Below are 20,384 nucleotides of genomic sequence, written 5' to 3' on the forward strand. Positions count from 1 at the left end.
GCCCCCGTACCCGGACCATCCCGAAGGAGCCACAGCACGCAACCACCGACGGCGATGACCATGGGCGGCAGGTCTACGAGGGCGTCCATCGTGGCGTTGTTCCGTGCTGCGCGGCTCTCAGGGCGCGATGCCCACGCCGTCGATCCGGCTCCAGGACCTTTCCTGGCCGGACGTCATGGCCGGCCAGCGCAGGCCGCCCGGGCGAGGGTTGACCTTCGAGGCGTACGCACCGGGGTGGAAGTCCGGGTCGTAGAAGCAGCCGGTGCCGTAGTCGGCGTCGAACGCGGGGCAGGAGGCCGCGAGGGACTTCGGAGTCGGTTTGTGGCCCGTGCGCACCCATGAGTCCAGCGCCGCGATCGAGTTGGCGTACTCGGAGTCGCTCAGCCCGCTGTGCTCGCTCTCCCGGGAGAAGCTCTGCACGAGGTTCCGCTCCCGGCCGGCGCCCCGGAGGCTGTCCCGGTACGCCGACTCGTGCTCGACGAACGCCGTCGGATCGTCGATGGCGTGGAGCGTGAGCACCGGAATGCCGACCTTGCCCGTGAGATCGCTGTCGTACGAGAGGTCGCGTACGGCGGTGGGGTCGGCGGAGAACCGCTCGACGCCCGCGTTGAGCGCCTTGTCGTCATGGGACCCGGAGTAGCGCACGCCCTGGTTGCTGAACGGATTGCGCCCGCCGAGCCGGTTGTGCACGATGTCGCGGAAGGTGAAGGTCGCGAACCGCAGATGCGACTCCAGGGTGCGCTCGGGCACTCCCGTGACGGCGAGGATGTCGTCCAGATTGCGCTGCTGCACGGCGGTCCGCTCCTGCGGCGAGGACTCGGACCCCGTGCACTCCTGCAGCCGGGCGCCGAGCCCGGCGGACGTCATGGCCGAGGTCGCCCGCAGCCCCTCCCACAGCGGGTACTGCGGCTCGGTCGGACGCGGGTGGTTGCCGCAGTAGTACTGGTAGACCACGCGCAGGTCCACGCGGTAGTCGTAGCCGCGCGACCCACCGCCGAGGACCCCGTTGGTGAGCAGCGCCCCGTCGTACGGGCCGTGCTTCCCCGCGCCGTACGTCTCCACCACCTTCGCGGCGACGTCACCGCCCCAGGACTGGCCGTGCACATACGTCCGCTTCGGTGTGCCGAACTCCTCGACAAACAGCCGGCGCAGGTTCTCCGTGTCGGCGGCGGCCATCCTGGTTCCGTAGCCACCGCGACGGTACGACGAGCCGGCCCAGGCGTAGCCCTCCTCGACCATCACCGACCAGCGCTCCAGATCGCCGGTGCTGCGGTACGGATCGGACTCCGCACCGAGGTCGGGGCCGCCGTGCGCGTGCACGACGAGCGACCTGTTCCAGTTCTTCGGGACGGCGATCGCGTAGTAGGCGCCGTCGGCACTCCGGCCGGTGTGACACGTGGCCTTCCCCACGAGGTTCGCCGGGCACGCCACGGCCGCCGGTTCACTCGCGGTCGCGGAAGCGGAGTCGGTGGCAGATGCGGTCGCCGTGGCAGCAGGTCCGGAGAGTGTGGCGAGGAGGATTCCCGCGACGCCCGCGGCCACCGCCGTACGGCGGCGTCGCGGCAGACCGGGCCCGTTGCGGATCCCTGATGCGCTCGGCCTGGTCCTGTCCATGGCGTGTTCTCCCTGTCCTCGTCCGCGCACCGTCGCGCGGCGGGGCCGATGTTAGGGAGCGGCGGGGCGAAAACCCATGGCTTGATCATTACGTTCATTGAGTTCGCCGCTCCTCGACCGCACCGGCACTTCGAGGACCGATGGCCCTAGGTTGTACCGCACGGCCAACGATGGTTTTCCACAAGGAGGTTGCCGGTGACGCAGGACTCGTCCGCCCCCGACACAGCGGCGTCAGCGAAGATCGACTCGTCCGTGCCGCATTCGGCCCGGATCTGGAACTACTGGCTCGGCGGCAAGGACAACTACCCTGTCGACCACGAGGCGGGCGACGCGTTCCGCGCGATCTTCCCCGGCATCACCGATCTCGCCCGCGGCTCGCGGGCGTTCCTCGGCCGGGCCGTGCGCCATCTGGCCGGCGAGGCCGGAATCCGGCAGTTCCTCGACATCGGCACCGGACTGCCGACGGTCGACAACACCCACGAGATCGCCCAGGCCGTGGCACCCGAGGCCCGCATCGTCTACGTGGACAACGACCCCCTGGTCCTGACCCACGCCCGGGTGCTGCTGACCAGTACCCCCGAAGGGGCGACGGACTACATCGACGCCGACCTGCACGACCCCGGGACCGTCCTGCGCGAGGCGTCGCGAACGCTGGACCTCACGCAGCCGGTCGCGCTGACACTGATGCAGGTCAGCGGACACATAGCCGAGTACGACGCGGCACGGCGCATCGTCGACGCGCTGATGGCGGGACTTCCTTCCGGCAGCTACCTCGCGTTCAACGACAGTGTGGACACCCACAAGGCCAACGCCGCAGCCACCCGCCTCTACAACGAGAGCGGCGCGGCCCCGTACCACCTGCGCAGCCCGCAGCAACTGGCCGGCTTCTTCGAGGGTCTGGAACTGCTCGATCCCGGCGTCGTTCCGCTCGACGACTGGCGGCCCGACCCCACGGACGCGCGCGCCGGTGGGGAGGCCATCGCGCTGTGCGGCGTCGCCCGCAAACCGTGAACAGCGCTTGAACCGTGCACCGCGCGACCCGCCGGGACCGCGGATTTCGCACTCGTGCCCCCGTGTCGACAGGATGGGGGCATGAACGACATCCGTACCCCCCGTCTGCTGCTGCGCCGCTGGCAGGAGGACGACCTCCTGCCCCTGGCCGAGATCCACGCCGACCCGACGGTGATGCAATGGATCGGCGACGGCCGACCGCGCTCCCTGGAGGAGACCGCGGAGGACATCGAGGCATGGGAGGAGGAGTGGGACGAGGAGGGCTTCGGGCTCTTCGCCGTCGAACTCCTCGGCTCCGGAGAACTCGCCGGAGCGGTGGGCCTGTACGTCGCCGACTCCCCGCCCGAGCTCGCGGGCCGCATCGCGATCGGCTGGCGGCTCGGACGGGTCTACTGGGGCCAGGGGTACGCGTCGGAGGCCGCCCACGCCGCGCTCGAATTCGCCCTCCAGGACCGGGGCATCGACCAGGTCGTCGCCGCGCCCCGGCCGGGCGACTCCGCGTCCGCGAACGTGCTGGACAAGCTCGGCATGAAGGCGGAGGGCTCCGCGCAGGACCCGGTCCACGGACACGACCTGCGGCTGTACTCGATCGACCTGACCGAGTTCGAGGGCTGACCGGGTCAGCCGCCGGGATTGGCGCAGATGTTCTCCGGCGGGCGGAACGACGGAGTGTCGGCCGACTCCTCGTCCACCTGGACCCGCACGGTCTCCAACTGCTGGAGCAGCGAGGCGAGATGCTTCTTCGCGGGATCGCGGAAGAACTCAAGGACCGCCCGGTGGAAGGCGTCCCTGAGTTCCGGCGGCATCACGTCCGAGGCGTCGAAGCACAGGGTCTCGGCCCGTGAGTTGAGCAGGATGTCGATCTCCTGCTCGGTGACGTTCGCGGGATCGGTGGACGGCAGCCCCGTCGTGTTCGGGAACAGCGGACGCACCGCCGGGTCCGCCTCGGCCCGCCACCGCTGCCGCCCCGCCGGGCTGGACAGCCGTTCCACCAGCTCCTGGGCCGCCGGGTCGTCGCTGAAGACGGCAGCCATGTCACCGGCCACCTCGAACGCGTCGCGGTACTCGGCCCGCCCGTCCAGGAACCGGGCGGACGGTTCCACCCGGATGTCGTCGCCCGCGTACACATACCGGATGAAGGCGCTCTGGTGCTCGTGCGTGCACGTGAAGCCGGGGGAGTCCAGCAGGCCACGGGGTCCGGCCGGCCCGGACGTGCCCTCGTACGACGTAGTCAGGGACCGTTCGACGGAAGCCCCGGAACGGCCGGCGAGCAGCTCGGCCCAGGTCGTCCAGGCCCGCGCGACGTCCGGGTCGCGCCAGCTGAGCCTGCTCGTGGCCCACTCCTCGTAGCGGTCGGGACCGGCCTGGTGCAGCAGGATGTCCTCGACCCAGTCCGTGCCGGGCCAGCCCGAGGTGGCCTGCGAGGCGAGCCCGACGCACCACGTCGGATCGTCGCTCGCCGTACCCTCCTTGCTCCACACCAGACTCTTCAGGTCGACCTTCAGCGGCACCCAGTAGGTGCGGCGCCTGCCGTCCACCAGCAGGGTCGGCGCCCACGGCGGATACGCGCGTTCGGCGGTCTCCTCGGCGAGCGGCCTGAGCTTGTCGCGGCGGGCGTACTCGGTGAGTTCGCCGATGCTGTTGAGCACCGCCACGTCCGGCGGGGTGTCCGCCTCCAGCTGTGAGACGAGGGTCTCGCGCAGTGAACGGGTGCCCTCGTACGTGTACGTCCTGCCGGTGCCGTCGTCGAGCCGCTGGAGCGCTGCCTCGAAGGCCACGCCCTCCTCGCCGGTCCACGGCCCCAGGACGACGAGGGGGTCGGGCGCGTCCGACGTACAGCCGGGGACCAGGGCGAGCAGGCACGCGGCGAGCAGGACGCGCAGGAGGCGTGTCATGAGACGGCTCCGGGGCGGGCGACCACGAGGTACTCGCGGCGGTACGCGTGCAGGGCGCCGCCGACGAGACCGGCGCCGACGAGGCCCGCGGGGAGGACGAAGGGGGCGACCCCGTCCAGGAAGGGCAGCCGCCCGTCGGACAGGGTCTCGTCGATCCGGGACTCCAGTACCTCGACGGCCCGTGGGTCGGGGCCGTCGAAGGGGCGCTCCTCGGCGATCGTCTCGATCCGGGGCGAGGTCCGCTCGGCGAGCGCGTAGGCCATGGGGGAGGACCGGGTCTGGGCGTGCTGCGCGAGCAGCGCGTCGGCCGTCAGGAGCGGCACGGCGAGCAGCGGCAACGCGGCGACGGCCAGCGGAATGCTGAGCCGGATCCGGAAGCGGCGGCGCAGGAACACCCCCGTGCGCCAGAGCCCGGCGGCGAGCAGCACGAGGGCGAGCCCGGAGACCACCGCGGCGGCGACCACACCCCCGCCCCAGGCGGCCCGGTCCGCGAGCCGTCCGCGCAACTGCCGCTCAAGACCCGTGACCTGGTCCACGATCGAGGTCGCGCCGGAGCCGGTCGTCGCCGGACACGGCGGAAAGCGCTCCTGGCGGTCCGCGGCGGCGACCGGCCTCGAACAGAGCATGCTGCGCGCGTAACTGAGCTCGGCGTCCCGCAGGACGGAGTCGGCCGCGTGGCCCTGGGCCTGGCCGATCCACCCCGTGTAGTCGACGACCAGCGCGGACACCACGCGCAGCTCCTGTTCCTCGGCCACGGTCAGCGCGCCGCTGCGGGTGACCTGGTTCAGGCTCTGCGTCGCCCGCGCCACCCGGGTGCGGTACCGCTCGCTGAGGCCGCTGAGTTCCGCGGCCCCTGTCTCGTCGAGGTTCCGCTCGGCCTCGCCCTGCGCGATGAACAGCGACGCCTTGGCGTGGGCGAGACCGACCAGCGCGGGCGCGAGACGATCCCGCAGATACGCCGAGTCGTCCCGCACGTCCGCGTACGCCCAGCCCAGCGTGGAGAACGCCACCACGGCGAGCAGCGGCAGCGCGACGAGCCGCTCCCGCAGGTACGCGCGGTTGCGGCGGCCCGTGGTCGACGGCCACGCGTAGCGCCCCAGCCGGCGGGCGAGTTCGGCGACGACGGCCACCGCTCCCCGTGCCGCACGGAGCAGGCGCCCGAGCGGCGCGGTCTCGGCTGCGGCGCCCCGGGCCGTACGGCCGCGCCGTGCCACGCCGGTCACTCGCGGACCGTCCGGGCGCTCTTGCCCGGCGCGGTCGTCAGAGCGGTCGTCCGCAGCCAGGTCGTCAGCCTCTTTCCGAGCCATGGGCTGTCCCGGTGGTGCCGGAAGGCGAGCGGGCGGACCGCGTAGGCACGGTCGAGCAGGGTCTCGGCGACGGCTCCGTCCTCGGCGGAGCCGGAGCGGGCGGCCTGGTGCGCGAGGGTGAGATACAGGCGGGAGAGTTCCTTGCGCAGCCCGCGCTCGTCGGACGGGAGTCCCAGCCGTGCGTCGGCGCCCGCGGCCAGCCCGGCAAGACCCGCCGCGTCGACCGCCCCCCGGTCGAGGGCGCCCCGCACCGCCTCCCACACCTCCGCCGTCATACGGACCCGGGCCTGCTCGTCCGTCAGGCCGTGCGCGTGGAACAGCCGTACCAGCCGCGCCAGCACCTCGCGGAGCCGCTCGGCCACCTCGTCAGGGCGCTCGGCGGTGCGCACATGCTCGACGCCGACGCGTACGGCGGCCGTCCGCGCGGCGGTCCGGTGCCGGGAGTGCTGCGGCACCGCGTCCAGGGCCCGTACGGCGTCGTCGCACACCCGCTCCCCGCCCAGCGCGAGTCGCGCCCGTGCCGCGCCGAACGCAGCGCTGCCGAGCGACGGGTTGCGCAGCCGCACCGCCTCGTAGAAGGTCAGCGCCTCCTGCCAGCGGCCGAGGCGCTCGGCGCAGTAGCCGAGCGCCAGCTTCGGCGCGTACTCGCCCGGGATCGCCGCGAACACCTGGTCGAAGTGGCGCCATGCCGTCTCGACCTGGTCCCGTCCGAGGGCGAGCAGTCCGCGGTGCCAGCCGAGCCGCCAGTCGTAGGGGGCTCGTTCGGCACCGATCAGGGTCTCGGCGGACCGCAGCTCACGTTCGGCGGCCTCGCTCGCGTTCCCGGCGCTGCGCAACCGCAGGCGGCAGCGCAGCAGATGGACCTCCGGCGAGTCCCGCCAGTCCCCGGTGTGCTGCAGCAGTGCCTCGGGAGCGGCGTCGGCCAGCCTGCTCAGCTCGGCGTGATGGACGTCGTACGGGTCGGGCCGCGGGACGGGCAGCCGGTGGGCGACCTCGGTGGGCGACGGCGGCGCGTACGGGGCGGGAGCGTCCGGCGCGGCCCACCGGGTGAGGGGCGGCGCGGAACCGAGGGCCGCGTCGAGCGCGTACGGCGACTGGAAGAAGAGCGGTGACGGCTCGAAGGTCTCCGCTCCGGTCCGCAGCGACCTCAACTCCCGGAAGACTCCCCGCAGTTGTTCCTCCATCTCCCGTGCGGTGGCGAACCGCTCGGCCCGTTCGGACCGGGTGGCGCGGTGCAGTACCCGGGCGAGCGACACCAGGCCGAGCCCGCGCGGCGCGGGCGCCGTCATCGAGGGGGCCCCGGTCGGCCGAAGGGCTCCGGCGTCGTCGGACTCCTGCGGTCGGCCCGTCATGTCCAGGCGGCCCAGCTCGGCCAGGTCGTCGGGTGAGCGGCCGAGACCGGTCAGCCGCCGCAGGGTCTCACCGAGGCTGAACAGGTCGTCCTGGCCGGTGGATTCGCCGTTCGGGCCGACGGTCGGGGCGCGGAACCCCTCCGTGGTGTGGCCGGGCAGCCCGGCCGAGCGGACGCTCCCGACGTCGATGATCTTCGTGGAGGTGCCGTCGTGCATCACGTTGTCCGGCTTGAGGTCGCCGTAGACCTTGCCGGGCCGGTCGGCGTGCAGATGCCCGAGCGCGGCCAGGATCCGGACTCCGTAGGCGAGTACGAACTCGTGGAAGCGGCCGCCGCCGAACTCGTCCGGGTTCATCTGGGCCCGTGCCCGTACCTCTTCCAGGGTGAGGCCGTCGACGTACTGCAGGACGAGGAAGTCGCCGACCTCCGGATGGTGTCCGTAGTTGAAGACACGGATGATGTCGCCGTGGCTGAGGTCGACCAGGGCCCGCCGCTCCTGGGCCAGGGCTCCCGCCGAGGCCGCCGCCTGCTGCGGGTGGAGGATCTTGATGGCGACCTCGCGGTTGTCGACCTTGGTGTCGAGCGCGAGGTAGACCTCGCCCATGCCGCCGTAGCCCAGTGGCTGGATCAGCCGGTACTGCCCCGCGAGCAGGTGTCCCGAGGGCAGAGGCAGCCCTTCCGGGGTGCCGCCGCGGGACGCCGCTCGCTCCAGCAGGGTGATCGACGGGAGCAGGGCCGGGTCGGGGCTCTCCTCGGGCAGTTCGACGTGTGCGGCCCGCAGGATCGGCGACGTGACGACGAGCGGGCCGAACGACGCACTGGACTCCCGCAGTTCACCGGTCGCCCTGCTGCCCGCTGCCCCCTCCATGCGACCCCAGAATAGACGCGGGGACCCGGAATGACCCCGTGCCGAGGGCGTCGAACTCAGTAGCGGCCGATCGGCGCGGCCGCCGAGTGCTGCCCGGCACCCGGGGTCCTGCCGTCATGTCCCCGTCGTCCCGTCATGTCCCCCGTCGTCGACTTCCCGTCGTCCGCCCGGGCGGACGACGGGAAGTCGACGTGACAGGGCCCTGGGCCGGAGGGGGTGTCAGTCCGTGGCCTTCGCGTACTCCTGTGCCATGCCTCCGGCGAAGTCGTACACCACGGTGGGTTCGTCCCCCAGGACCCAGGCGTCGTGGCCGGGCGGGCAGACGAAGACGTCTCCCGGGCCGACCTCGCTCTCGGCACCGTCGTCCATCCGGATCTGCATGCGGCCCTGGACGACGTATCCGTTGTGATGGACCTGGCAGCTCGTGGTCCCCGCGATCGGTGCCACGGACTCGGACCAGCGCCAGCCCGGCTCGAACGTCGCCACGGCGAAGTCGAGCCCGGTGAGGTGAACGACTTCCAGGTGGCCACGGGGGAAATCGCGCCGTTCGTCCGGCTTCTCGACCGTCTTGACCTGCATCATGACGGTCCCTCCAATCTGCCGTGTCCAACAGCCTCGGGGCCCGGCCGTCGTTCCCGCGACGTCCACGGCGACGTTCCCATGGCGTCCACGGGCGAGCCGACCGGAAGCCCTCTCCCGTTCATCGTCCGCCCGCAAGCCGGACTCCGCCATTCGGGGGACCTGGTCATCCGGGCTGTTCCGGTCGGCCCGGCCGGACCAGCCGCTTTTCGGGGATCACGGCCACGCCGAGGATCTCGATCAGCGCCTCGGGCTGCCACAGGGCGGTGCAGCCGATGCCGGCCATCGCCGGGTAGACGGGCCCGGCGAGCTCGCGCCACACCGTGCCGATCTCCTTGCCGTGGGCCTGGTAGTCGGGGATGTCGGTGAGATACAGCGTCACGCTGACCAGGTCCCGCGGCTCGCCGCCCACCGCGCGCAGCGTCGTCAGGACGTTGCCGAACGCCTGGCGGAACTGCTCGACGACTCCCCCCGGCACGATCTTCATGTCGGCGTCCAGGGCGGTCTGTCCGCCGAGGTGGAGCGTGTTTCCGGCGAGCGTTCCGTGCGAGTAGCCGCGGGGGGTCGGCAGTGCTTCCGGGTTCACGGCGAGGGGAGTCACATGGTCTCCGGTTCGGTCGGTCGAAGTCCGGTCGGACGAGTCGTCTCCGGCATGCTCTATCGACAAGTTCTATTGACAATAAATGACGGTCGTGAAAAAAACGAGATACCGGATACCGTCCGGGCGCCCCGCGCGATCGGGCGCATGCTTCCTCCTGTGCCGCACGAACGGAACGGAGCCGGCCACCATGGAGCCCGACCTCAGCAAGTACCGCCTGGAGGGCGACGCCTCGATGTACCGCCTGCCCAGCGGGATCGTCGCTCCCGTGGTGACGCGCGCCGGATCGGAGAGCGCGAACACCGCGGACTCCGGTGGCGCCGTCCGGGTCTCCGGCGTGAGCATCCAGCACACACCCGCCACCAAACTGTGGTTCGGGAAGGTCAGCAACGACCCCGGCTACCGCTCGGTCACTCACCACCACGGTGAGGCCGAGACCGGCGGCTACGTCCTGTCGGGCCGGGCGCGCATCTATTTCGGCGAGAAGTTCGAGGACTACCTCGACATGTCGGAGGGCGACTGGGTCTTCGTCCCGCCGTTCATGCCGCACATCGAGTGCAACCTCTCCCGCACCCGGCCGCTGACCTGGATGACCACGCGGACGCCGGAGAACATCGTCGTCAACCTGGCCGACGTCGCCGACGCCGACCTGCGCGACTGGCTCGACCGATGACGCCGGGGCCAGGGCCGACGCCGAGCGGGACGCCGCCGCCGACCTCCGCGTTCTTCACCGACGCCGTCGCGCTGACCCCCGTCCCGCCGGCCCACTTCGACCTCGCCTTCACCGCCGTCACCCAGCCCTGCCCGTGGCCCAAGGCGTACGGCGGCGACCTGGTCGCCCAGGCCGCCGCCGCGGCGATGCGGTCGGTGGCCGACACCAAGACGCTGCACTCGATGCACAGTTACTTCCTGCGCCCCGCCGACATCGGCGCGCCGGTGCGCTACGAGGTGGAGGTGCTGCGCGACGGCCGCGGCTACAGCACCCGCCAGGTACGCGGCTTCCAGAACGGCAAGCCGCTCTACGCCTGCCTGGCCAACTTCGCCGCGGGGGAGGCCGGCGGCACCTTCCACGCCGAGTTCACCGAGGTCGTCCCCGATCCGGAAGACCTCCCCAGCTCGGCGGCGTACCTCGAAGAGCGCAGCGGCGGCTCGATGACCGAGGAGTCGAAGGCCTACTGGTCCGCCGGCCGCAGCTTCGACATGCGGCATGTGCCCGGCCCGGTCTACCTCACCGTCGAGGGCAGACGGCTGCCGCAACAGGCCGTCTGGGTCAGGCCGTTCGACGCGCTGCGCCCCGTCGAGGGTCTGACCGACGTCCAGCGGGACCTGGCCGCGCTGGCCTACGTCTGCGACTACACGATCCTCGAACCCGTCCTGCGCGTACTCGACCTGGCCTGGGCCGACCCCGGGCTCATCACCGCCAGCCTCGACCACGCCATGTGGTTCCACCGGCCGGGACCGGTCGGCGACTGGCTCCTCTACGTCCAGGAAGCGGTCGCCGCCGACGCGGGCCGCGGTCTTGGCACTGGCCGTTTCTTCACCCGCGACCACCGTCACCTGGCCACCGTCGTCCAGGAGGGAATGATCCGCTCCGCCTGATCCGTCGCCCGGCACCACCCTGCGCCGGCCGGCTCCCGGAAGGACTCCTCCGTTGACTCTTCCGCCACCTCGTACGCCAGCTCATACCCCCTCCGGTTCGTCCTCGCCTTCGGCCTCGGCGCACCGGGACACCTTCGCCCGCGACCACCTCCCTCCCGCGCATCTGTGGCCGACGATCGAATGCACCACGCCGGACCTGCGCCACCCCGAGCGGCTCAACGCCGCCACCGAACTCATCGACAGGACCGCGGCCACGTACGGAGCCGACCGTCCCGCGCTGCGTACGCCGGCCGGGGAGACCTGGACCTACGGGGAGCTGAGGAAGCGGGCCAACCAGGTGGCCCAGGTGCTGACCGAGGACCTCGGCCTGGTCCCGGGCGGGCGGGTCCTGCTGCGCTCACCCAACACCCCCTGGACCGTGGCGAGTTGGCTCGGCGTGCTCAAGGCCGGGGGAGTCGTCGTCACCGTCATGGCCGCGTTGCGCGCCCGCGAGATAGCCCCGGTCGTCGAGCGGACCCTGCCCGCTCTCGCCCTGGTCGACCACCGGTGCGCCGAGGACGTCCACGCCGTACGGGACACCGTGCTGCCGTCGCTGAAGGTCGTCGAGTTCGGCGGCACCGGGCCGGGCGACCTCGTGGCCCGCGCCACGGCGAAGTCCGGCGAGTTCACCGCGGTGGACACCGCCGCCGACGACGTGGCACTCCTCGCGCCGACCTCCGGAAGCACCGGCACCCCGAAGATCACCATGCACTTCCACCGGGACATCCTGGCCATCGACGACACCTTCGGCCGCCATGTGCTGCGGCTGCTCCCGGACGACCTGGTCGCGTGCAGCGCCCCCTTCGCCTTCACCTTCGGCCTCGGCATGCTCGTCGTCTTTCCGCTGCGGGCCGGCGCGTGCGCGCTGCTGACCGAGGCCGTGACCCCGCCGGGGATGGCGGAACTCGTCGAGCGGGAGGGCATCACCGTGCTCGCGACGGCGCCCACGGCGTACAAGGCGATCCTGCGAGAGGGGCGGGAGCGGCAGCTCGCCGGACTGCGCGTCGGCGTCTCGGCCGGCGAACACATACCCCTCGGCGTCTGGGAACAGCTGCGCGACAGCATCGGGCTGCGCGTCATCGACGGGATCGGCGCCACCGAACTGCTGCACATCTTCATCTCCGCCGCCGGTGACGACATCCGCCCCGGCGCCACCGGGAAGCCGGTGCCGGGCTTCCGCGCCACGGTCCTCGGTCCCGACGGCACGGAACTCGGCCCCGGCGAGCCGGGCAGGCTGGGCGTCATCGGCCCGGTCGGCTGCCGCTACCTCGACGACGAACGCCAGAAGGACTACGTCGTGGACGGCTGGAACCTCACCGGCGACGTCTTCCACCGCGACGAGGACGGCTACTTCCACTACCACGCCCGCGGCGACAACATGATCGTCTCCTCCGGCTACAACATCGGCGGACCCGAGGTCGAGGCCGCCATAGACACCCACCCCGACGTCCTGGAGTGCGCCGTCGTCGGACGGAGCGACGCCGAACGCGGCGAAGTGGTCTGCGCCTTCGTCGTACTGCGGGACGGCGCGACCGGTGACCCCGCCAAGGCCAAGGAGATCCAGGACCACGTCAAGCAGGTCATCGCGCCCTACAAGTACCCACGCGACGTGCGGTTCCGCGACTCCCTGCCGCGCAACGCCAGCGGCAAACTGCAGCGCTTCGCGCTCCGCGCCGCCGTCGAGCACTGAGAGGAACCACGTGAAGATAGCGATCGTTGGCGGTGGCCCCGGCGGCCTCTACTTCGCTGCTCTCATGAAACAGCTCGACCCGGCCCACGAGATCACCGTCTGGGAGCGCAACGCCCCCGACGACACCTTCGGATTCGGCGTGGTGTTCTCCGACGAGACGCTCGGCGGCATCGGGAACGCGGACCGCGAGTTCGCCGAGGCCATGGCCCGCCGCTTCGCCCGCTGGACCGACATCGACATCCACTACCGCGGCCGCACCCACACCGTGGGCGGCCAGGGCTTCGCCGCGATGAGCCGCAGGGAACTGCTCCGACTGCTGCAACGGCGCTGCCACGACCTCGGCGTGCTCGTCCGGTTCTCCGCGTCCGCCCCCGACACCGGGCGCCTGCGTGCCTCGTACGACCTCGTGGTGGGGGCGGACGGCGTCAACTCGCAGGTCCGGGGCGCCTATCCGGACGTCTTCCGTCCCGCGCTCGACCATCGGCGCAACAAGTACATGTGGCTGGGCACGGACCGGGTCTTCGAGGCCTTCCAGTTCTTCGTCAAACAGACGCGATGGGGAACCGTGCAGGTGCACGGCTACCCCTACTCGGAGACCGGCTCCACCTTCATCGTCGAGATGCACGAGGACGTCTGGCGCCGGGCCGGCTTCGACGTCACCGAGGGCACCGACTTCCCGCCGGGCGCCTCCGACGAACAGGCCGTCGAACGGGTCCGGGAGCTCTTCGCCGAGGAACTCGCCGGGCACCGGGTGTTCGCCAACAACTCGAAGTGGCTCGGCTTCACCACCGTACGCAACGAGCGCTGGCACCACGGCAACCTCGTCCTCGTCGGCGACGCCGCCCACACCGCGCACTTCTCGATCGGGTCGGGCACCAAACTGGCCATGGAGGACTCCCTCGCCCTCGCCGCCTGCCTGCACGAACACCAGGACACCGCGAGCGCGTTGAAGGCGTACGAGGCGGAGCGGCGCCCTGTCGTCGAGTCCACGCAGCGGGCCGCCCAGGCCTCCCTGGAGTGGTTCGAGAACATCGGGATGTACGCCCACCAGGAGCCGACCCAGTTCTGCTTCAACCTGCTCACCCGGTCTCGCCGCATCACGTACGACAACCTGCGTCTGCGCGACCAGGAGTTCGCCGACCGGGTCGACGCGGCGTTCGCGGCCTCCCAGGGGTTGCGCGAGACGGCCCCGGCGATGTTCCAGCCGTTCCGGCTGGGGGAGTTGGAGCTGAAGAACCGGGTGATCGTGTCCCCGATGGACATGTACTCGGCCGTCGACGGCGTACCCGGCGACTTCCACCTCGTCCACCTCGGCTCGAAGGCGATGGGTGGCGCCGGCCTGGTGATGACGGAGATGGTCTGCGTCTCGCCCGAGGGCCGCATCACGCCCGGCTGCACGGGCCTGTGGAACGACGAGCAGCGCGACTCGTGGTCGAGGGTCGTGTCCTTCGTCCACGACCGCAGCACCGCCCGGATCGGCCTCCAGCTCGGCCACTCCGGACGCAAGGGCTCCACCCGGCTCATGTGGGAGGGCATGGACGAACCACTGCCGGACGGCAACTGGGAGACCGTCGGCCCCTCGCCGCTGCCCTACGGCCCCGGCTCGGCCGTCCCCCGCGAGCTCGACCGCGCCGGCCTGGACGGGGTGGTCGCCGACTTCGTCGCCGCCGCCCGCCGTGGCGCCGAGGCGGGCTTCGACCTGCTCGAACTGCACTGCGCGCACGGCTACTTGCTGTCCTCGTTCCTCTCACCCACGACGAACCACCGCACCGACGAGTACGGCGGTCCGCTCCGGGGCCGGCTGCGGTTCCCGCTGGAGGTCTTCGACGCCGTGCGTGCCGTCTGGCCGGCCGAGCGGCCGATGATCGTGCGGATCTCCGCGACCGACTGGGTACCGGGCGGCAACACCGAGCACGACGCGGTGGAGATCGCCCGCGCCTTCATCGCTCACGGCGCGGACGCGATCGACGTCTCCTCCGGGCAGGTCACCCGGGACGAGCGCCCCGCGTACGGCCGCTCGTACCAGACGCCGTTCGCGGACCGGATCCGCCATGAGGTCGCCGCGGCCACCGGCACGGCCGTCATCGCGGTCGGCGCCATCGCGTCCTACGACGACGTGAACTCGATCCTGCTGGCGGGCCGCGCCGACCTGTGCGCGCTGGGCCGCAGCCACCTCTACGACCCGCACTGGACCCTGCACGCGGCGGCCGAGCAGGAGTACCAGGACGCCGCGGGCCAGTGGCCGCTCCCGTACCGGGCAGGGCGGCGCAGGCCGCCGAGCGCACGCACCGACGCCGTCCGCCCGCGGCTCTCCCTGCTGCGCTCCGAGGACCCCGGGCAGACCGTGCACCTGCGCTGGATTCCGCCGCGGGAGCCGGCGAGGGTGTCCTGACCGGCGACGCGCGGAAACTATCCGGACGCCTGGTCGTTGTCCTTCAGCGCGCCCCAGCCGTGCCACCGGTCGATCTCGATCCAGGCGCTGACCCGGGCACGGGCCCGCTCCGGATAGGGCTTGCCGGTGTAGTGCCGCGAGATGCGGTCGATGTCGGCCAGGCCCTCGTCGTCGCGGAGCTCGGTGGCGCGCCCCATGAGGGTGACATGGGTGTACCAGTCGGCCTCGTCGAGGACGGTGAGGGTCACCCGTGGGTCGCGGTGCAGATGCTTCAGCCGTACCCGGCCCTCGTCCATGTTGATCAGCACCCGGCCGTCCTCCCACACGTACCAGGTGGGCGTGGACACGGGCGCACCGTCCGCGCGTACGGTGGCGATGACGGCCGGGTTGGGGCGGCTCAGCAGTTCGACGGCCTCCGGCGGAAGCGGCGGCTTGGACATGTGGACTCCTCGATGTCGGCGGGCTTGCTCGGTGTGGACACGCGCCGGGAACAGGCGCCGGGCGCGGCCCCCGGTGCCGTCGGCGGGTGTCCGGAACACGACGACGTATGCGTCCGGGCGCACCACGAACGCCGGGTCCCCGCGAGTGCATCCTCGCGCCCTGCGTTTGCCGCCGCCACTCGGCCGCCCCTCCCCGAGCAGCGGTGGGCCGCCGGTGCGAGGGGCCGGCCGGGTGGAGTCCGGACGGGCCGGGCCGGACCGGTCAGGGCTTCAGGGCCACCGCACCGAACTGCGGAACCGTGGTGGGCGAGTCGGTGGCGGCGTGCCATCGCGTGCAGGAGACGAGGCCCGGTTCGAGGAACTCCAGACCGTCGAAGAAGGCGGTGACCTCCGCGCGGGTGCGGGCGGTGATCGGCGGCGTGGCGTTCTCGTTCCAGAACTTCATCGCCTCGACGTTGCCCTCGCCGCCGAGGTCGGTGTCGGTGGTGGGGTGGGTGAGGACCAGGTAACTGCCGGAGGGAACCGCCGACAGGACCTGACGCACGATGTCCTGCGCCTTGTGGGTGTCGAGGACGAAGTTGAGGATGCCCAGCATCATCACCGCGACGGGCCGGTCGAGGTCCAGGGTCGCCGAGGCGCGCTCGACGATGGTCTCGGGGCGGTGCACGTCGGCGTCTATGTAGTCGGTGGCGCCCTCGCGTGTGCTGGTCAGCAGGGTCCGGGCGTGGGCGAGCACGATCGGGTCGTTGTCGACGTACACGATGCGCGAGTCGGGCGCGGACCGCTGGGCGATCTCGTGCGTGTTGTCCAGGGTCGGCAGACCGGTGCCGATGTCCAGGAACTGCCGTACCCCGCGGTTCTCGACCAGATGGCGCACCGCACGGCCGAGGAACTCCCGGTCCGCGCGGGCCACATCGCGGATCACGGGGAACATCCCGGCGACCTGGTCGCCGACGGCCTGGTCGACCTCGTAGTTGTCCTTCCCGCCGATCCAGTAGTTCCAGACCCGGGCGTTGTGCGCCACCCCGGTGTTGAGCCGCCCGGAACCGCTGGACGGGGCCTGGTTCTCACTCATGTCTTTCCTCTCCCGGACACGGCGTGCGTGCCCTGGGGGTCTGCGGCCGCCGTGGCGGCACCGAACCGTCGTCACCGCCATTCTGCCGCCTGTTGATCACGCCGTCCCGCGAAATCGTCCGCTCGTCCGAGGGCGGGCTCGGTGCCGGCTCAGGGCGGGCGGGCTCAGGGCCAGGTGAGGGGCGTCCCGGACCTGTGGTCGCCGAGCCAGATGATCCGGTCGGTCTCGTCGTAGTGGCTGACGTCCGCGCAGGCGCCCTCGGGCTCCCGGTCGGCGGTCTGGAAATGGCGTGCCGTCCAGCCCGTGAGGCCGTGCCGGTCCAGCAGCCGGTCGATGACCTTCCTGAACTCCGGATGGGGGATGCAGGTCCGGTCGGGGAACTGCTTCTTGAGGTCGGCCCGGAAGCGCGAGAGAGCGAGCTGCTCCTCGGTGGGCCCGAGATACGGGTCCGAGCGATGGCTCCCGCACTGGTCCCGGCCGCCCGGATACACCGTGATGGACCCCTGCTGCGAACTGTCGACGCAGGCGGTGAGCTCGGTGGGCGCCGCCTGGCCGAACGACTCACGCCACCGCTCGCGGCAGGTGTCCACGGGGTCGTCGGTGCCGGGATCGAAGTTCAGCACGGCGTCACCGTCGGCGGAGCTGACACAGGACAGCCCCGTCGAGTCGAGGGTATGGCCCCGTCCGTCACCGGCCACCCACGCGTACGTCCCCGCCGTCGCCCCGGTCACGACCAGTGCCACGGTCGGCACCATGACCAGAAGGCGCCTGCGCCGCCGGCGTGTGCTCTGCCGTACCCGGGCGAGAATCCTCGTCGCGACGGGCGAGTCCGGGTCCGTGGCCCGTTCGCCCGGATCCGGATCGCTGTCGCGCAGCATCCGGTCGAGTGCCTCATCGCTCAGCATGATTTTTCTCCTTCTCCTTCGTCGGAGCCTGATCCGGGTGCGCCGTGGTCAGGTGCTGCTTCAGCCGCTGTCTGGCCCGGTGCATGCGGGTGTCGACGGCGCCGACCGAGATCCCCAGCACGGACGCGATGCCGGCCCGCGACAGGTCGTCCCAGTAGGCCAGGCGCAGCAGTTCCCGGTCGGAGACCGGCAGCCGCGCCAGCGCCACCGCGAGGTCGTCGCCCGCGCCGGAGGAGTCACCGCCGTACGGCGGACGGGGCTCGCTCCGTTCGGCCACCCGCAGCAGCAGCCGTGCCCAACGACGCCGCCCACGCTCCTGGTTGGCCAGCACGCGGCGTGCGATGCCCAGCAGCCACAGCACCGCTTCCTCGTCGTCGGCGGGCAGTTGCCGCCGGCGGCGCCATGCCACCGCGTAGACCTCGGCCACCGCGTCGTGTGCCGCCGCTTCGCCGGTCCGGCGCAGGCAGTACGCCGTCACTCTTCGATAGGTCGGCCGGAACAACCGCTCCAGCCGCTCACCCCGTTCGTTCCCGTCCATGCCCAGCAATGTCCACCACGCTCCGATCCCTTACCGGAGAACGCCACGACTTCCGGCCTCCTCGGACATCGGCCAGCAGGTCTCCGTGCGGCTGTCGGTGTCGCGCGCGCCTGTGGCCCGCCGGAAGGGCGGGCCACAGGGTTGTCAGGGTCAGGGTCAGGGCCAGGGGTCAGGGGTCAGGCGTTGGTGGGTGTCGCGGGCGGTCACGGGAAGCTGGTGATCTTGGAAGGGATGGTGTCCGAACCCGAGGTGGGCGCGCCCGTGTCGTTCACGACGTGGCCGTACTGCCCCTTTCCGCCGAGGGAGATGACCTGGATGCTGTGCAGCTTGACGCCCGACTTGACCGGCACCTGGAAGCCGTGGTGCTGGACGATGGACGGATCCGACGTGAAGTTGCAGTAACTGCCCAGGCCCCAGGCCTCGTGCGTACTCACGCTGTCGGCGACCTTGTAGGCGGCGTACCCGACGATGCCGTCATGGGTGACGGCGGCGGCGTTCGGCACGTCGTAGGCCTTCTCGTTCTGGAAGAAGATCGTCCGGCCGCGTTCGCCGCTCCAGACCACGTCGTACTTGTTGAAGTGCTCGACGAACAGGCCCGTGGCGAGGACGTCGTCGCCGTTGACCTCAAGCCCGTAGTCGGCCCGGTTGGTCTCCCAGCCGACTCCTTCGCCGTGGTCGGCGCGCCAGATCCAGGTGTGGTCGATGATGGCGTCGTCGCTGTTGACGACCATCGAGTGGGTGGCCAGGCCGGGTCCGGCCCCGCCGATACGGATGAACACGTCCTGCACGGTGGTCGGGTTGGCGGCGTGGTCGGCGGCGGAGCCGGGAGCCCCGACCTGAAGCAGGGTGTCGGACCTGGCGGCACCGGCGTCGATGAGGAAGCCCGCCAGCTTGACGCCGTCGACGTCGCCCACGTGCATGGCGTCGACGCCGTTGTCGGGGATGATCGTGGCCAGGCCGAGCCCGAGGACGACGGTGTTCGCACGGTTCACGTCGATGGTCCGGTCGAGGTGGTAGACACCGGGCGTGAACAGCAGGTTGAGGCCCTGCGCCAGTGCCGTGTTGATGGTCGCGGCGGTCGCGCCGGGCTTCACGACGTAGAACTGGCTCAGCGGCAGCGAGGTGCCGCCGGCGTTGGCGGGCCAGGACACGCCTCGGGCGTTGGTGCGCTTACCGGGCACGAACACCCGGTAGTTGTTGCCGTCCAGATAGAGGAACGGCTTCTCGCGCGAGACCGGCGTGGTGTCCAGCGTGGTGTACGGGCCGGAGTCGAAGTTCGTCGCGGGGGCGCCCTGCACACCGGTGAACGTCATGTTCCACACGCCGTTGGTCCAGCCGCCGACCGAGCTGTCGCGGGTGTACCACTGCTGCTGCGAGTACGGGCCGACGGTGCCGTCGATCTTGGAGTCGGCGATGTAGCCGCCGGAGGCCCACCCGTAGCCGGCCGGTGCGAGGTTGAGGCCGCCCTCGACGTGGATCCGGCGGAACGGCGCGGCCTGGGCCACCGCCCAGCGGTCCGTGCCGTTGACGGGCCTGAGCGACAGGTTCTCCGCCGAGCGCCAGAAGTTCTGCGTGGCGTTCCCGTTGAACCAGCCCGCGTCCACGGTGATGTCGCCGTTGATCTTCACGTCGTCGGGATTGAGGCCGAGTCCGGAGATCGAGGTGTAGAAGCCCAACTGCGCGTTGATCCCGTTGTACGTGCCCGGCTTCAGCAGGAACTGGTAGCGGCCCGAGCCGAACTGGTTCGACTCCTGCTGCGCGAAGACCTGGTCGAACCTGCCCTGCAGATTGGGTGTGTTCGGGTCCACGACGATGACGTTGGGGCCGAGATCACCGCCGCCCTCGACGGGCGGAGTGCCGCCGGTTCCGGTGTGGACCGCGACCTCCCACAGCGAGTAGCCGTAGCCGGTGCCGCGGGCGGTCCCGTGGATCCGTACGTAGCGACCCGAGCCGCTGACGTCGTAGGAGGCGGTGCCGCCGGTGCCGTTCGTGACGGACTTCAGAGTCGTCCAGTTCTGGCCGTCGGCCGAGGTCTGGATGGTGAAGTCCTTGCCGTGGGCGGCCTCCCAGTTGAGGTCGACCTTGCAGATGTCCTGGACCGAGCCGAGGTCCACCCGTACCCACTGGGGGTCGGCGAACTGGCTGGACCAGCGGGTGCCCGTGTTGCCGTCGAAGGCGCTCGCGGCGGGCGTGCCGGCGTTCTCCTCGGAGGAGGCGGTGGCCGGCTTGCCCTGGGCGGCGTTGGCGGTCGAGCAGTCGGCGGCCGCCGAGGTGGCGGTGCTGCCTCGGGAGGGCGGTGCTTCGGCCGCGGTGGCCGAGGCCTGGGAGGGGATGGTCACGAGCGCTGCCGCTGTGGCGAGCGCGATCCCCAGGGATCTGAGTCTCATACGTTGACTCCGTGCGGGTGTGGAGGGGCGGGGCGGGGCGCGATGGCGACCCGAGAGGGGGGGATGGGTTTGTCGCGGGACCGGTGGCGCGCGTGG

Annotated in this window: 17 protein-coding genes; 6 read left to right on the plus strand and 11 right to left on the minus strand. The window is 71.4% G+C overall.

Translation table 11 applies throughout. The features are described 5' to 3' along the window. Nucleotides 1-117: 117 nt before the first annotated feature. Entirely contained in the window at nucleotides 118-1,614 is a 1,497-nt protein-coding gene (locus AOK01_RS23870; protein ID WP_055515028.1) for a hypothetical protein, read from the minus strand. A gap of 195 nt (nucleotides 1,615-1,809) precedes the next feature. On the opposite strand from AOK01_RS23870, the gene AOK01_RS23875 reads away from it, so the two are divergent. Both AOK01_RS23875 and AOK01_RS23880 read left to right on the plus strand, forming a co-directional pair. Next, nucleotides 1,810-2,625 carry an SAM-dependent methyltransferase gene (locus AOK01_RS23875; RefSeq protein ID WP_055515029.1) on the plus strand — a complete coding sequence of 272 codons (816 nt, stop codon included), beginning with the start codon at nucleotides 1,810-1,812 and terminating at the stop codon, nucleotides 2,623-2,625. Between the two features lie 81 nt (nucleotides 2,626-2,706). Beyond that, a complete protein-coding gene (locus tag AOK01_RS23880; RefSeq protein ID WP_055515032.1) occupies nucleotides 2,707-3,240 on the plus strand; it encodes a GNAT family N-acetyltransferase in 534 nt (177 codons plus the stop codon). Between the two features lie 5 nt (nucleotides 3,241-3,245). Here the strand turns inward: AOK01_RS23880 and AOK01_RS23885 are convergent, their stop codons facing one another. From AOK01_RS23885 to AOK01_RS23905, 5 genes are all read right to left on the minus strand, one after another. Continuing rightward, nucleotides 3,246-4,520 carry a type 2 periplasmic-binding domain-containing protein gene (locus AOK01_RS23885; RefSeq protein ID WP_055515033.1) on the minus strand — a complete coding sequence of 425 codons (1,275 nt, stop codon included), beginning with the start codon at nucleotides 4,518-4,520 and terminating at the stop codon, nucleotides 3,246-3,248. Continuing rightward, a complete protein-coding gene (locus AOK01_RS23890) occupies nucleotides 4,517-5,743 on the minus strand; it encodes a hypothetical protein (RefSeq protein ID WP_245702386.1) in 1,227 nt (408 codons plus the stop codon). Before AOK01_RS23890 ends, AOK01_RS23885 begins: the two co-directional genes overlap by 4 nt. Beyond that, nucleotides 5,740-8,046: a serine/threonine protein kinase gene (locus tag AOK01_RS23895; RefSeq protein WP_063792851.1), complete on the minus strand. Its 2,307-nt coding sequence runs from the start codon at nucleotides 8,044-8,046 to the stop codon at nucleotides 5,740-5,742. The genes AOK01_RS23890 and AOK01_RS23895 overlap by 4 nt, the downstream gene beginning before the upstream one ends. A gap of 219 nt (nucleotides 8,047-8,265) precedes the next feature. Further along, on the minus strand, nucleotides 8,266-8,628 hold the full coding sequence (locus tag AOK01_RS23900) for a cupin domain-containing protein (protein ID WP_055515035.1): 363 nt from the start codon (nucleotides 8,626-8,628) through the stop codon (nucleotides 8,266-8,268). Between the two features lie 163 nt (nucleotides 8,629-8,791). After that, a complete protein-coding gene (locus tag AOK01_RS23905) occupies nucleotides 8,792-9,226 on the minus strand; it encodes a RidA family protein (RefSeq protein ID WP_055515037.1) in 435 nt (144 codons plus the stop codon). Between the two features lie 187 nt (nucleotides 9,227-9,413). Here AOK01_RS23905 and AOK01_RS23910 point away from each other — a divergent pair, with 187 nt between their 5' ends. The 4 genes from AOK01_RS23910 to AOK01_RS23925 are packed head-to-tail and all read left to right on the plus strand — an operon-like array spanning nucleotide 9,414 to nucleotide 14,943. Further along, on the plus strand, nucleotides 9,414-9,896 hold the full coding sequence (locus AOK01_RS23910) for a cupin domain-containing protein (protein WP_055515039.1): 483 nt from the start codon (nucleotides 9,414-9,416) through the stop codon (nucleotides 9,894-9,896). Continuing rightward, a complete protein-coding gene (locus AOK01_RS23915) occupies nucleotides 9,893-10,822 on the plus strand; it encodes an acyl-CoA thioesterase (RefSeq protein ID WP_055515041.1) in 930 nt (309 codons plus the stop codon). The genes AOK01_RS23910 and AOK01_RS23915 overlap by 4 nt, the downstream gene beginning before the upstream one ends. Nucleotides 10,823-10,874: 52 nt before the next feature. After that, nucleotides 10,875-12,551 (plus strand): AMP-binding protein, encoded by a 1,677-nt coding sequence (locus AOK01_RS23920; protein WP_055515043.1) that lies wholly within the window; start codon nucleotides 10,875-10,877, stop codon nucleotides 12,549-12,551. A gap of 10 nt (nucleotides 12,552-12,561) precedes the next feature. Next, nucleotides 12,562-14,943 (plus strand): bifunctional salicylyl-CoA 5-hydroxylase/oxidoreductase, encoded by a 2,382-nt coding sequence (locus AOK01_RS23925; RefSeq protein WP_055515045.1) that lies wholly within the window; start codon nucleotides 12,562-12,564, stop codon nucleotides 14,941-14,943. Nucleotides 14,944-14,960: 17 nt separating this feature from the next. Here the strand turns inward: AOK01_RS23925 and AOK01_RS23930 are convergent, their stop codons facing one another. The 5 genes from AOK01_RS23930 to AOK01_RS23950 all read right to left on the minus strand — a co-directional run bounded on the left by AOK01_RS23930 (nucleotide 14,961) and on the right by AOK01_RS23950 (nucleotide 20,288). After that, the gene (locus AOK01_RS23930; RefSeq protein ID WP_055515046.1) at nucleotides 14,961-15,383 is read right to left on the minus strand and encodes a PPOX class F420-dependent oxidoreductase; all 423 of its coding nucleotides are present in this window, start codon (nucleotides 15,381-15,383) and stop codon (nucleotides 14,961-14,963) included. A 262-nt stretch (nucleotides 15,384-15,645) separates the two neighbouring features. Further along, nucleotides 15,646-16,458, minus strand: a complete 813-nt coding sequence (locus AOK01_RS23935; RefSeq protein WP_055515048.1) for an SAM-dependent methyltransferase — start codon at nucleotides 16,456-16,458, stop codon at nucleotides 15,646-15,648. A gap of 164 nt (nucleotides 16,459-16,622) precedes the next feature. Beyond that, nucleotides 16,623-17,363, minus strand: a complete 741-nt coding sequence (locus tag AOK01_RS23940; protein WP_055515050.1) for a hypothetical protein — start codon at nucleotides 17,361-17,363, stop codon at nucleotides 16,623-16,625. After that, on the minus strand, nucleotides 17,350-17,901 hold the full coding sequence (locus AOK01_RS23945) for an RNA polymerase sigma factor (protein ID WP_055515053.1): 552 nt from the start codon (nucleotides 17,899-17,901) through the stop codon (nucleotides 17,350-17,352). Before AOK01_RS23945 ends, AOK01_RS23940 begins: the two co-directional genes overlap by 14 nt. A 203-nt stretch (nucleotides 17,902-18,104) precedes the next feature. Beyond that, the gene (locus AOK01_RS23950) at nucleotides 18,105-20,288 is read right to left on the minus strand and encodes a discoidin domain-containing protein (protein ID WP_055515054.1); all 2,184 of its coding nucleotides are present in this window, start codon (nucleotides 20,286-20,288) and stop codon (nucleotides 18,105-18,107) included. Between the last annotated feature and the right edge of the window lie 96 nt (nucleotides 20,289-20,384).

Source organism: Streptomyces aurantiacus (assembly GCF_001418335.1).
GTDB classification, from domain to species: domain Bacteria; phylum Actinomycetota; class Actinomycetes; order Streptomycetales; family Streptomycetaceae; genus Streptomyces; species Streptomyces aurantiacus.